The following is a 14,554-nucleotide window of genomic DNA, read 5'->3' on the forward strand; positions in this document are numbered from 1 at the left end:
ACCATGCTTTCCAACCCTAATATCGATCTGGTCTCGCGCTTTCTTCGCCTGCCGCTTGAACAACGTCAGCAGTTTTATCAGCGCCTGCAAGCGCGCGGCATGAGCTTTGCGCAATTGCCGATTGCGCCAACCCGACACGATGTCGACGCAGTGCCCTTGTCTTACGCCCAGGAACGCCAGTGGTTTCTCTGGCAGTTGGACCCTGACAGCGCTACTTATCACATTCCGGGTGCGCTGCGCCTGCAAGGCCAGCTGGACCTGGCGGCGCTGCAACACAGTTTTGACCGTTTGCTGGCCCGCCACGAAAGCCTGCGTACCCGCCTGGTGCAGGACGGCGAGCAACTGTTGCAGGCCGTAATGCCTGAGGCCCGCGTTGAAATTGTGCAGCGGCGCACGGACGAACAGCACCTGATGGCACAGGTGGAAGCCGAGGTTGCGCGGCCCTTCGATCTGCTCCAGGCGCCGCTGCTACGCGTGACGCTGCTGCAACTGGCTGACGATGAATATGTGCTGGTGATGGTGCAGCACCACATCATTTCCGATGGCTGGTCGATGCAGGTGATGGTCGAGGAACTCGTGCAGCTCTATGCCGCCTGCAGCCAGGGCCGAAGCCTGGAATTGCCGGACCTGCCGATCCAGTACGCTGACTATGCCCTGTGGCAGCGCGGTTGGATGGAGGCAGGCGAGAAAGCCCGCCAGTTGGCTTACTGGCAGGCCCTGCTGGGCGGCGAGCAGCCTGTGCTGGAATTGCCCCTCGACCACCCGCGACCGGCCCAGCAAAGCCATCGCGGCAACAGCTTGCAGGTGCACCTGCCAGCGGCACTGGTCAGCGGTATCAAGCGCCTTGCGCAGCAAGAGGGCGCCACCCCGTTCATGCTGTTGCTGGCCGCGTTCCAGACCTTGCTTTATCGCTACAGCGGGCAGTCGGACATTCGTATCGGCGTGCCGATTGCCAACCGCAACCGTGTCGAAACCGAGCGGCTGATCGGTTTTTTCGTCAACACCCAGGTGCTCAAGGCCGACCTTGACGGGCAGATGTCCTTCGTCGAACTGCTGCAACAGACCAAGCGCCGCTCCCTGGAAGCCCAGGCCCATCAGGACCTGCCGTTCGAACAACTGGTGGTGGCGTTGCAGCCCGAGCGCAGCCTGAGCCACAACCCTTTGTTCCAAGTGATGTTCAACCACCAGACGGACGCCCAGGGCAGGCGCGAAGGTCAGCAATTGCCGGGCCTGCGGGTTTCGGAACTGGACTGGGACAGCCAGACCACGCACTTCGATTTGAGCCTGGACACCCATGAATCCGCAGAAGGCATTTGGGCGGCGCTGACCTACGCCACCGACTTGTTCGACGCCGCAACGATTGAGCGTTTGGCGCAGCATTGGCAGAACCTGCTGCACGCGGTGGTGAGTGCACCTCATAGCCGTCTCAGCGACATAACGATGCTCAGCGCCGCCGAACACCAGGTGATACGCCAGGAGTGGAACGCGCCGGCCACCGGTTTTGAACTGCACGCGGTGCATCAGCTGTTCGAAGTACAGACTGAGCAGCACCCGCAACGCCAAGCCTTGGCGTTGGATGAGCAGGCCATCAGCTATGGCGAGTTGAACCGCCAGGCCAACCGGCTGGCCCACTACCTGATTGCCGAGGGCGTAGGCCCGGAAGTGCTGGTCGGCATCGCCGTGGAGCGCTCGTTTGCGATGGTGGTGAGCCTGCTGGCGGTGCTCAAGGCGGGCGGCGCCTATGTGCCACTCGACCCTGAATACCCGCGTGAGCGCCTGGTGCACATGCTCGAAGACAGCGGCGTGCGGTTGGTGCTGACCCAGTCATCGCTGCGTGAGCGCCTGCCGTTGCCTGAGCACGTGTCGGCCCTGGACATCGATTTGGCCGATGCTCAATGGGCGCAGTGTGCCGAGCACAATCTGCGGCTCGACTTCGAACCGCGCAGCCTGGCCTACGTGATTTACACCTCAGGCTCTACCGGCAAACCCAAGGGCGTGGCCATCAATCATGCCGCCTTGAGTGAGTTCGCGCGCATTGCCGCCGACTATTCGTGCCTGACCGCGGATGACCGGGTGTTGCAGTTCGCGACCCTGAACTTCGACGGTTTCGTCGAGCAGCTGTACCCGGCGCTGACCCTCGGTGCCACCGTGGTGCTGCGTGGCCCGCAACTGTGGGACGGTGCCGAGCTGTACCGGCAGATTATTGCCCAGGGCATTACCCTGGCCGACTTGCCCACGGCCTACTGGAAACTTTTCTTGCAGGATTGCCTGGCAGCCGGCCCACGCGCTTACGGCGCACTGCGCCAGATCCATATCGGCGGCGAAGCCATGCCGCTGGATGGCCCGGCGCTGTGGTGTCAAGCAGGGCTTGGGCATGTACGCCTGCTCAATACCTACGGGCCTACCGAGGCGACCGTGGTGTCCAGTGTGTTGGATTGCAGCGACGACACCACCGTAATCGGCGCCAGCGCCAGCCCTATCGGCCGCGCGCTGAGTGGGCGTGGGTTGTATGTGCTCGATCGCGATTTGAACCTGTTGCCGGTCGGTGCCGTGGGTGAGCTGTATATCGCCAGTGAAAGTGGCCTGGCGCGTGCTTATTTGCAGCAACCTGGGTTGACCGCCGAACGTTTTGTCGCCGACCCTTTCGGCCACTCGGGCGCGCGCCTGTACCGCACCGGTGACCTGGCCCGCGGTCGCGCCGATGGGATCATCGAGTATGTCGGGCGGGTCGATCATCAGGTCAAGATCCGTGGTTTTCGCATTGAGCTGGGTGAGATCGAGGCGTTGCTGTTGGCTCAAGCAGGCGTGCGCGAAACCCTGCTGCTGGCGGCTGACAACCAACTGCTGGCCTACGTGGTGCCCACGCAGGCGCTGTCCGAGCAAGAGCAGGTTGGCGCGGGTGAACAGCTCAAGGCCACGCTGCGCGAGCAATTGCCGGATTACATGGTGCCGGCGCACCTGATCTTCCTCACGCACATGCCGTTGAACCCCAATGGCAAGCTGGACCGTCAGGCCCTGCCTAAACCCGATGCCACGTCGGTGCAAGCCGATTGGCAAGCGCCAGTCACCACGCTGCAACAGCAGGTTGCCGCGATCTGGGCCGCTATCCTCGGCGCTGAGCGTGTAGGCCTGACGCAGCATTTCTTCGAACTGGGCGGGCATTCGCTGCTGGCGATGCAGGTGGTCTCGCGCATTCGTCAGGCGCTGAACCTGGAAGTGCCACTCAAGGCTCTGTTCGAGCAGCCGCGCCTGGACGGTTTTGTCGCCGCCATCGAAGCCTGTTCCCCGACGGCCCCGAAGGCTCCGGCGCTGGTGCCGGTGGAGCGTGAGCAGCCGTTGCCGTTGTCGTATGCCCAGGAGCGCCAGTGGTTTCTCTGGCAGTTGGAGCCGCAAAGCGCCGCGTACCACGTACCTAGCGCCCTGCGCTTGAAAGGGCAGTTGGACGCGGCGGCGCTGCAGCGCAGTTTCGACACGTTGCTGGCCCGCCATGAAAGCCTGCGCACCCATGTGCGCCAGACCCACGACGGCGCGGTGCAGGTGATTGACCCGCTGGCGTCGGTGCAGATAGCGCGTGGCGATGTCGAGGAAGCCCAGCTTAAGGCGCGCGTAGAAGCTGAAATCGCCCAGCCGTTCGACCTGCAACAAGGGCCTTTGCTGCGCGTGACGCTGTTGCGTCTGGCCGCTGATGAGCATGTGCTGGTGCTGGTTCAGCATCACATTGTGTCCGATGGTTGGTCGATGCAGTTGGTGGTGGAGGAGTTGGTGCAGCTCTATGCCGCTTACAGCCAAGGGCAGGGCGTGCAATTGCCGGTGCTGCCGATCCAGTACGCCGACTATGCCGTGTGGCAACGCAACTGGATGGACGCGGGCGAAAAGACCCGTCAACTGGCGTACTGGCGCGATGTGCTGGGCGGTGAGCAGAGCGTGTTGGAGCTGCCGTTCGATCATCCACGCCCAGCCGTGCAAAGCCACCGTGGCGCGCGCCTGGCTATCGAGCTGGCACCGGCACTGGCCCACGACCTCAAGGCGTTGGCCCAGCAGCAAGGCGTGACGTTGTTCATGCTGTTGCTGGCGTCATTCCAGACCTTGCTGCACCGCTACAGCGGCCAGGAAGAGATCCGCGTCGGCGTGCCGATTGCCAACCGCAATCGCAGCGAGACCGAGCGCCTGATCGGCTTTTTCGTCAACACTCAGGTGCTCAAGGCCGACCTGCATGGCCAGATGAGCGTCGAGCAGTTGTTGCAGCACACGCGTCAGCGCGCGCTGGATGCCCAGGCGCATCAGGACCTGCCGTTCGAGCAACTGGTGGAGGCCTTGCAGCCGGAACGCAGCCTGAGCCACAACCCGTTGTTCCAAGTGATGTTCAACCATCAGACCGATGTGGGCCAGGCGCAGGTCCAACACCAACTGCCGCACCTGCGGGTGGAAGGGCTGGACTGGGAGAGCAAGACCGCGCATTTCGACCTGGACCTGGATATCCAGGAATCCACCGAAGGCATCTGGGCCACGCTCGGTTATGCCCAGGACCTGTTTGAAGCCGCCACCGTGCAGCGTATGGCTCGCCATTGGCAGAACCTGTTGCAGGGCATGGTCGCCAACCCGCAGCAAACCCTCAGCCAACTGCCGCTGCTGGACAGCGCAGAGCAGCAACAGATTCTGCACCTGTGGACTTGCACTGATTCGGGCTTCTCGGCCAAACGCCTGGTGCACGAAAGGGTCGCTGACCGCGCCCGGGAAACCCCGGATGCCGTGGCGGTTAAATTCGATTCGCAAACCCTGACTTACGGCGAACTCGACCGCCAGGCCAACCGCCTGGCGCACGCCTTGATTGCCCGCGGTGTCGGCCCGGAAGTACGCGTGGCCATCGCCATGCCGCGCAGTGCCGAGATCATGGTGGCGTTCCTCGCGGTGATGAAAGCCGGTGGCGTGTACGTGCCGTTGGACGTGGAATACCCACGCGACCGCTTGCTGTACATGATGCAAGACAGCCGCGCCAAACTGTTGCTCACCCACTCGGCTGTGCAGCAGCGGCTACCGATTCCGCAGGGGCTGGAAGCGCTCGCGGTTGATCGCACCGAAGCCTGGGCCAAGGATGACGACACCGATCCACAGGTCGCATTGGACGGCGACAACCTGGCCTACGTGATCTACACCTCCGGCTCCACCGGCATGCCGAAGGGCGTGGCGGTGTCCCACGGCCCGTTGGTGGCGCATATCATCGCGACCGGCGAGCGCTATGAAACCGGCCCGGCCGATTGCGAACTGCACTTCATGTCGTTCGCCTTCGACGGCTCGCACGAAGGCTGGATGCACCCGTTGATCAACGGCGCCAGCGTGCTGATCCGCGATGACAGCCTGTGGCTGCCGGAATACACCTACGCACAAATGCACCGCCACAACGTGACCATGGCGGTATTCCCGCCAGTATACCTGCAACAACTGGCTGAACACGCCGAGCGCGACGGCAACCCACCGGCAGTGCGCGTTTACTGCTTTGGCGGTGACGCGGTGGCGCAGGCGAGCTACGACCTGGCCTGGCGTGCGCTCAAACCGACCTACCTGTTCAACGGCTACGGCCCCACCGAAACCGTGGTGACGCCGCTGTTGTGGAAGGCGCGCAAGGGCGACCCGTGCGGCGCCGTCTACGCGCCGATTGGTACGTTGTTGGGCAACCGCAGCGGCTACGTATTGGACGCGCAACTCAACCTGCAACCCATCGGCGTGGCCGGCGAGCTGTACCTGGGCGGTGAGGGCGTGGCGCGGGGTTACCTGGAGCGCCCGGCACTCACCGCCGAGCGTTTTGTGCCGGACCCGTTCGGCAAACCCGGCAGCCGTGTGTACCGCAGCGGCGACTTGACGCGTGGCCGCCCGGACGGCGTGGTGGACTACCTGGGCCGTGTCGACCACCAAGTGAAAATCCGTGGTTTCCGTATCGAACTGGGTGAAATCGAAGCCCGCTTGCGCGAGCAGGACAGTGTCGGTGAAACCGTGGTGGTGGCCCAGGAAGGCCCGAACGGTAAGCAGTTGGTCGCCTATGTGGTGCCGTTGGACGCGGCATTGATCGACGATGCCGTGGCGCAATCGAACGGCCGCGAAGCGTTGCGCCGCGCCTTGAAAACGCGGCTGCCGGACTACATGGTGCCCACGCACTTGATGTTCCTGGCGCGCATGCCGCTCACCCCCAACGGCAAGCTGGATCGCAAAGGCTTGCCGCTGCCCGACGTGAGCCAGATGCAGCAGGTGTACGTTGCGCCGCAGAGTGACCTGGAGCAGAAGATCGCCGCGATCTGGTCGGACGTGCTGCGCCTGCCGCGTGTGGGCTTGCATGACAACTTCTTCGAGTTGGGTGGCGACTCGATCATCTCGATCCAGGTGGTCAGCCGTGCCCGCCAAGCGGGTGTGCGGTTCACGCCCAAAGACCTGTTCCAGCATCAGACCGTCCAAAGCCTGGCGGCGGTCGCCCGCGAAGGCGAGGGCGCGGTGGTGTTGGATCAGTCAGCGCTGACCGGCGAGTTATTGCTGCTGCCGATCCAGCATGCGTTTTTTGCCGATGACATCCCGCAGCGTGAGCACTGGAACCAGTCGGTGGTGCTGCAACCGCACCAACGGCTGGAGGTGCCGGTGCTGGTGGCGGCGCTAGAGGCGTTGGTTGTGCATCACGACGCCCTGCGCACCACGTTTGTACAAGGCGCAGAGGGCTGGAACGCGGCGTATCGAGCTGCGCAGCAGCATCAGGCCGAACAGGTGCTGTGGCAGACCACGCTCAATACTGTCGAAGAGCTTGAGGCCCTGGGCGATGAGGCCCAGCGCAGTCTCGACCTGAGCCAAGGCCCCTTGCTGCGCGCGGTATTGGTCGGCATGGCCGACGGCTCGCAACGCTTGCTGCTGGTGATCCATCACTTGGTGGTGGACGGTGTGTCGTGGCGCATCCTGTTGGAAGACCTGCAAACCGCCTACCGCCAACTGGCTGAAGGCGCGCGTGTGGCACTGCCGGCCAAGACCAGCTCCACCCGCGCCTGGGCCGAGCGCTTGCAAACGTACGCCGGCACTGCAGCGCTGACCCAGGAGTTGGCGTGGTGGCAGGCCCAGTTGCATGGCAGCCGCGCCGGTTTGCCGGGTGCCGACCCGCAGGCCAGCGTGAGCAACCGTCATGCACTGAGTGTGACGACGCACCTGGATCAAGGGTTTACCCGACGCCTGTTGCAAGACGCCCCGAGCGCCTACCGTACCCAGATCAACGACCTGCTGCTGACGGCCCTGGCGCGCGTGATGGTGCGCTGGACCGGTGACGCGTCGATGCTGATCCGCCTGGAAGGCCACGGCCGCGAGGACCTGTTCGATGAGATCGACCTGACCCGCACCGTCGGTTGGTTTACCAGCCTCTATCCGTTGCAATTGACACCGACCGACTCCCTGGCAGGCTCGCTCAAACAGATCAAGGAACAACTGCGCGCCGTCCCGGATAAAGGCCTGGGCTTTGGTGCCTTGCGTTACCTGGGCAATGCCGAGGCGCAACAAGCATTGGGCGCGTTGCCGCGCCCGCGTATCACCTTTAACTATCTGGGGCAGTTTGACGGCAGTTTCGAGGGCGGCGAACAGGCAGGTCTGTTCGCGCCGTCCGGTGATGGCAGTGGTGCCGAGCAAAGCCTGGATGCGCCGCTGGGTAACTGGCTGGAAATCAATGGCCAGGTCTATGGCGGTGAGCTGAAGTTGAACTGGAGCTTCAGCCAGGAAATGTTCGCGCAAGCGACCGTGCAGCAGTTGGCGGATGACTACGCGTTGGAACTCAAAAGCTTGATCGAGCATTGCTGCGCGGCGGCCAACCAAGGCGTAACGCCGTCGGACTTCCCGCTGGCGCGCTTGTCTCAAGGCCAGCTGGATGCGTTGCCACTGAGCGTCTCTGAGGTTGAAGACCTCTACCCGCTGTCGCCGATGCAGCAAGGCATGTTGTTCCAGTCGCTGTATGGCGAAGGTTCGGGCGACTACATCAACCAAATGCGCATCGATGTGGACGGCCTGGACGTGCCGCGCTTCCGCCAGGCCTGGCAGGCGGCTGTCGACCGGCATGAGATTCTGCGCAGCGGCTTCCTCTGGCAGACCGATGTGGAGCAGCCGTTGCAGGTGGTCTACAAGCAGCGGCGCATGCCGCTCGAGGAACTTGACTGGCAGGGCCGCGCAGATTGCCTCACGGCACTCGACAGCCTGGCCGAGTCGGCGCGGGCTCAGGGTTTTGTGCTGGAACAGGCGCCGCTGTTGAGCCTGTCGGTGATCCGCACGGGTGTGTCGAGTTATCACCTGATCTACACCAATCACCACATCCTGATGGACGGCTGGAGCGGTTCGCAGCTGTTTGGTGAGGTGTTGCAACACTATGCCGGCGAGCCGCTGGCTGCACCGAGCGGGCGTTATCGCGATTACATCGCCTGGCTGCAGGCGCAGAACAAAGCCGTCAGCGAAACCTTCTGGAAAGCGCAGCTGGTGAACCTGCAAGCGCCTACGCGCCTGGCACGTGACCCGTCGCACGATGAGCCCGCTGCGTTGGCGGCCAATGGCGAACATCGCCTGAGTTTTGACGCCGCTCACACCGAACGCCTCAAAGCGTTCGCCCAAAGCAACAAGGTCACCCTCAATACCCTGGTGCAAGCCGCCTGGCTATTGCTGTTGCAGCATCACACCGGGCAGGCCACCGTGGCCTTCGGCGCCACCGTGGCGGGCCGCCCGGCCGAGTTGCGTGGTATCGAGCAGCAAGTCGGTTTGTTTATCAACACGCTGCCCGTGGTGGCCACGCCTGAGGCGCAGATGTCGGTCAGCCAATGGCTGCAGCAGATACAGGCGCAGAACGTGCGTTTGCGTGAGCAAGAGCACACGCCGCTGTTCGAGATCCAGCGCTGGGCCGGGTTGGGTGGCGAGGCGCTGTTCGACAGCATCCTGGTGTTCGAGAACTACCCGGTGTCCGAGGCGTTGGAGCAGGGCGCGCCGTCGGGTCTGCGCTTTGGTGCCGTGCACAGCCTCGAGCAGACGCACTACCCGTTGACTGTGCTGTTAGGCATGGGCGACAGCCTGGGGCTTGAATTCAACTACGACCGGCAGGCCTTCAGCGCCACGCATATCCAGCGCCTGGCCGAGCACTTCCAGCAGTTGCTGAGTGCCTTGATTAAGGATGCCGAGCAGTGCCTGGCTGCACTGCCGTCGGTAACGCAGGCCGAGCGCCAGACACTGCAGGCCTGGAACGCCACGACGCAGAGCTACCCGCTGCATCAGGGCGTGCATCAGTTGATTGAGGCCCAGGTGCTGCGTACGCCAGACGCCCCGGCTCTGGCGTTTGCCGGGCAGCAGCTGAGTTACGCCGAGCTGAACCGTCGGGCCAATCGCCTGGCGCATCGCTTGATGGCAGCCGGTGTCGGGCCGGACGTGCTGGTGGGGCTGGCAGTGGAGCGCTCCATCGAGATGGTCGTCGGCCTGTTGGCTGTGCTTAAGGCCGGTGGTGCGTATGTGCCGCTGGACCCGGAATACCCGCGTGATCGACTCAGCTACATGCTGCAGGACAGTGGTGTGAGTTTGCTGCTGACCCAGGCTCACTTGTTGCAGCAACTGCCGATCCCGGCAGGCGTGCGAAGCCTGGTGCTGGAGATCGGCGAGACATGGCTTGAAGGCTACAGTGAGCATAATCCTGATGTCGCAGTGGATGGCGAAAACCTCGCCTATGTGATCTACACCTCGGGCTCGACCGGGCAGCCCAAGGGCGCCGGCAATCGGCATTCGGCGTTGACCAATCGACTTTGCTGGATGCAGCAGGCGTATGGCCTGGATGGCCGCGATACGGTGTTGCAGAAGACCCCGTTCAGTTTTGACGTGTCGGTCTGGGAGTTCTTCTGGCCGCTGATGACCGGCGCACGCCTGGTGGTGGCGGCGCCGGGGGCTCATCGCGACCCGGCCCGGTTGGTCAGCCTGATCAACGCCGAGCAAGTCACCACGCTGCACTTTGTACCGTCCATGCTGCAAGCCTTCTTGCAGGACGCGGCGGTGGGCTCCTGCCATAGCCTGCAACGCATTGTGTGCAGCGGTGAAGCATTGCCGGTGGACGCCCAGCAACAGGCATTTGCCAAGCTGCCCGCGGCCCAGTTGTACAACTTGTATGGGCCGACGGAGGCCGCCATCGATGTGACCCACTGGACCTGTGTCGAGGAAGGCCGTGATGCCGTGCCGATTGGCCGGCCTATCGCCAACCTGGGCTGCTACGTGCTGGACAGCAACCTGGAACCCGCGCCGGTGGGCGTGTTGGGCGAGTTGTACCTGGGCGGTATTGGCCTGGCGCGGGGGTATCACCGTCGGCCGGCGTTGACCGCTGAACGTTTTGTGACTGACCCGTTCGGCAGCGGCGAGCGCCTGTACCGTAGCGGCGACCTCGCGCGTTATCGCGACGATGGTGTGATCGAGTATGCCGGGCGCATTGACCATCAGGTCAAGCTGCGCGGCCTGCGCATCGAGTTGGGAGAAATCGAGGCGCGCCTGCTGGAGCATGCCAGCGTGCGTGAAGCGGCCGTGCTGGCCGTGGACGGCACGCACCTGGTGGGTTACGTGGTGTTGCAGGCGCCTTGTGAGGATTGGAAGGCACTCGTCGCTGCTCACCTGGCTGCGCAGTTGCCGGATTACATGGTGCCCGCGCAATGGGTTGTGTTGGCGCAGATGCCGCTGAGCCCCAATGGCAAGCTGGATCGCAAGGCACTGCCCAAACCTGAAGCAAACGGCGCAGAGGCGTATCAGGCGCCGCACAGCGAGATTGAGCAGCAGATTGCGGCGATCTGGAGCGAGGTCCTCGACGTTGAGCGGGTAGGGCTGAACGACAACTTCTTTGAGTTGGGCGGTCATTCGTTACGTGTGCTGTTGCTCAAGGAGCGTATCCGGCAGGTCAGCGGGGTCAACCTGTCCGTCAGCCAATTGATGCTCAACCCCACCGTGCGTGGGCAGGTCAATTGCCTGCAGGGCAGCGCGCGCAGCGAGTTGATCGTCAAGCTCAACAGCCAGACCCAAGGTACGCCGCTGTTCATGTTCCACCCAAGCTTTGGCTCGGTGCATTGCTACACCGCCATAGCCTTGGCGCTACGCGAGCAACGCCCGGTGTATGGGGTGATCTGCCGTGCGCTGGTGGAAGAGGGCGCGGCGGTGCCGCAGTGGCAGGCGATGGTTGACGATTACGCCGCGCAATTGCTGGCGGCTCAGCCACAGGGCGCTTATCGCCTGGCCGGTTGGTCGCTGGGCGGTAACCTGGCGATGGAAGTCGCTTACGCGCTGGAGCAAGCAGGACGCAAGGTCGAGTTTGTCGGCTGGATCGACTCCGCGCCGCCGCAGTGGCTCAAGCCTTATTGGGACGCGGTGGTCATTGAGGATGAGCGTGAGGTGTCGGCCAGCGAACGGCGCGCGGCGTTGCTTGGGGTGATGTTCCCGGCGTTTGCCGAGCAGATTGAAGGCGCGTGGCAGCAGTGCCAGCGACAGGCTGCGGATGAGGCCGGGCAATGGCACGCGTTTGTGGCCTGGGCCGAGCAGACCTTGGGCGAGGCTTTCACCGGCATCAAGGAAGAGCTATTGCGCGGCAACGAGGCGCAGATTTCCTGGGAGGTTGACCGTGCGTTGAGCGAGCGTTTGGCAGCAGCTGACTTCAAGCCGATCCAGGCGCCGGTCAGTTGCTGGTGGGCCTCGTTGAGCCGCGCCGGGCAGTTCAAAGACCTGATCGAGCAAAACATGGCCGGTGTGATTGGCCAGGGGCGCATCGAGCGTTCAGTGATGATCGACACCGATCATGACGGGATTATCGACAGTGCCGAGTTCATCAACAGTTTGGTGGCCGCCATGGAGTAAGGGGCCACTGCACGAAACAACCCGGATCATCGATCCGGGTTTTTTTGTGCTGGATTTCAGGCCGGGCAGGCATAAAAAAGAGTGCCGCAGACGTGCTTTTCTGTGGGAGCACACCTCAATACACAGGCACAAAAAAAGCCCGATGAAAGCGGCGCTTTCATCGGGCGTTGGGCTGATCGCCTGGGCGATCAGTGCATCAGTGCATCAGGTCAGAAGTCCCAGCGGGTGCTGACCATCACGTTACGCGGCTCGCCATAGGCAGCCGAGTCGTAGAAGCCCACGTTGGTGTAGTAGGTCGTGTCGAAGATGTTGTTGAAGTTGACGGTCGCCGAGAGGTTTTTGGTGACCTGATAGCGGGTCATCAGGTCCACCACCGTATAGGACGACTGGGTGATGTCCTGGTTTTTATCGAGCGGCCTGTTGTAGATTTCATTCCAGGCTTTGGTCTGCCAGCGCACGCCGCCACCAACGGTGAACTTGTCCAGATCGCCCTTGAGTTTGTAGGTGGTGTTCAGGTTGACCTGGTGTTCGGGTTCGAAAGTGGAGAGCTTCTTGCCGTCTTCGTCCCGTACGATCTTATGAGTGTAGCCACCCTGGAGTTGCCAGCCTGGGCTCAACTCACCGGAGATCTCCGCTTCATAGCCTTTGGTGACGGCCTTGGAACTCTTGAACGCCCAGTTTCTCGGAGCCGGTGTCTGGTTGTTGTAGGCATCGTCCGAGATCGGACGATTGGTCTCATGCACCTCGAAGTACGCGATGCTGGTGTTGAGGCGACCGTCGAAGAACTCGCCCTTCAGGCCCAACTCGTAGTTTTGCCCTTCGTCCGGTTCCAGCAGTTTTTCGTCGCGGTCCTTATAGGTGCTTTCCTGGGGTTGGAAAATATCGGTGTAGCTGGTGTACAGCGAGAAGTTGTCGTTCAGGTCGTAGATCACACCGGCATAAGGAATGAACCTGCCGGTTTCTTTATACGACGGGTTGTTGCCGGTGACGTGGTAGTTGGCAACGCGCCCGCCGATGATCACGTTGAGGTCATCCATCACGTTCAAGCGGGTGGTCACGTAATAACCAGTCTGACGGATGGTGTCGTCGGTGTACTGTTGGACCGGGCCGTAGATAGGCTTGGCGATCTTGCCATTCCAGTTGTAGAAATCGATTTTGTTGCCGCCTGGCCATTCCGGCGACCAATAACCTTTACCTTGCCAGCGCGAGGTGCCGATCGAGCCGCCCACCACCAGTTCATGGTCGCGACCGAACAGGCTGAAAGGCCCGGTGGCATACAGGTCGGCGGAGGTGCTTTTGGTTTCGCCGGTGTACTTCTGCCCGTTGATATCCGCGGTGCCATCGGCTGCCGGCTGGACGAACTGGATAGAGCCGAGGTCGGCGTGGTAGCTGTTGATCTTGTGGTCGAGTTGGAATTTGGTAACCCAGCCATCGCCCAGGTCATGCTCGAGCATGGCAAACGCGGTGCGGGTGTTTTGCTCCCAGGAACTCCAGGTGGTGCCGTTGTTGTAGGAGCGCGGCATCTTGTTGATGCTGCCGTCGGAGTTTACCAGCGGGAAGGAACCGGACCAGCTCGAGCCTTGTGGAATGTTGTCCTGGTAGTCGAAGCCCACGGTCAGCATGGTGTCGGGGGACAGGTCGAACTCGGTAATGCCGTAGTAGGTTTCGGTCTTGCGTGAGTAGTGGTCCATGAAGGACTTTTTGTCTTGATACGCCGCCACTGCGCGACCACGCACGTTGCCGCTGTCGGTCAACGGGCCGCTGACGTCGACTTCGCTGCGGTAGTTGTCCCAGGAGCCTGCGCCCAGCTGTACATGGCCCTTGAATTGCGAGGTGGGTTTCTTGCGAATCAGGTTGATGGTTGCGCCCAAAGAGCCTGCGCCGTTAAGCAGGCCGGTGGCGCCCTTGAGTATCTCGACGCGGTCATAGATCGCCATGTCGCTCAGGGTGTTGCCCGCCGAATAGCCGACGTTGCGCACAGTGGACGGAATGCCGTCGTACTGGAAACTGTTGACCGAAAAACCCCGGGAATAGTAGTTGGTGCGGTCGGTGTCATAGGCCGACACGGTGATGCCCGGGGTGTGGCGCATCACGTCATCAACGTTATTCAGGCCGAAGTCTTGGATGTGCTGGCGGGTGATTACCGTGATCGACTGCGGGGTTTGCCGCGGCGTCAGGGTCAAGCGGGTGGCCGTGGCGATGGTGCCCGGCGTGTAGGAACCGGAGTCCTCGGTGATGTTGCCCAACGCGTTGCCGGTCACCTGGGTAGGGCTCAACTCCAGCCCTGTAGTTGTACCGGCAGCGGTTACGGTCAACGAGTTGCCGTTGAGGCTGTGAGTCGTCTCAGTGCCACCGAGCAAGGTATCAATGGCCTGCTGCGGCTGCATCTTGCCCTTGACCGCACGGCTGCTCTTGCCCTGCACATCGCTGGGGCTGTACAGCACCTGCACGTTGGTCTGGCGCCCGAATTCCTGCAGCGCGCTCCCCAGCGACTGTGCAGGAATATCCAGCTCGATCTCCTGCGCCTGCGCATAACCTGCAACCGGCAGCGATATCGCCAGGGCCAGGGCGCTCGGAAGAAGATTGATGTTCAGGGCCCGGCGCATGGATAGCGCTTTGCTCAGAGGGCTGAGACCGAGTCTTGCTGGCATGGATGCTTTCTCTTCTATGTTTAAGTGGGCAAGTTATAGGTGTCTAT

At 62.5% G+C, this 14,554-nt stretch carries 2 protein-coding genes; one reads left to right on the top strand and one right to left on the bottom strand.

Annotated elements, in window-relative coordinates; genetic code table 11:
• Window positions 1-3 precede the first annotated feature (3 nt).
• A complete protein-coding gene (locus ACA065_RS12745; RefSeq protein WP_497694818.1) occupies window positions 4-11,856 on the top strand; it encodes a non-ribosomal peptide synthase/polyketide synthase in 11,853 nt (3,950 codons plus the stop codon).
• A 209-nt stretch (window positions 11,857-12,065) separates the two neighbouring features.
• Here ACA065_RS12745 and ACA065_RS12750 read toward each other — a convergent pair whose 3' ends face one another.
• Window positions 12,066-14,507 (bottom strand): TonB-dependent siderophore receptor, encoded by a 2,442-nt coding sequence (locus ACA065_RS12750; RefSeq protein ID WP_497694819.1) that lies wholly within the window; start codon window positions 14,505-14,507, stop codon window positions 12,066-12,068.
• Window positions 14,508-14,554: the final 47 nt, after the last annotated feature.

The organism is Pseudomonas sp. LBUM1640 (genome assembly GCF_059716225.1).

What these genes read in the sequence shown, in the direction of transcription:
- ACA065_RS12745 (WP_497694818.1), top strand. Translation starts at nt 4, where the DNA reads ATGCTTTCCAACCCTAATATCGATCTGGTCTCGCGCTTTCTTCGCCTG.
- ACA065_RS12750 (WP_497694819.1), bottom strand. Translation starts at nt 14,507, where the DNA reads ATGCCAGCAAGACTCGGTCTCAGCCCTCTGAGCAAAGCGCTATCCATG.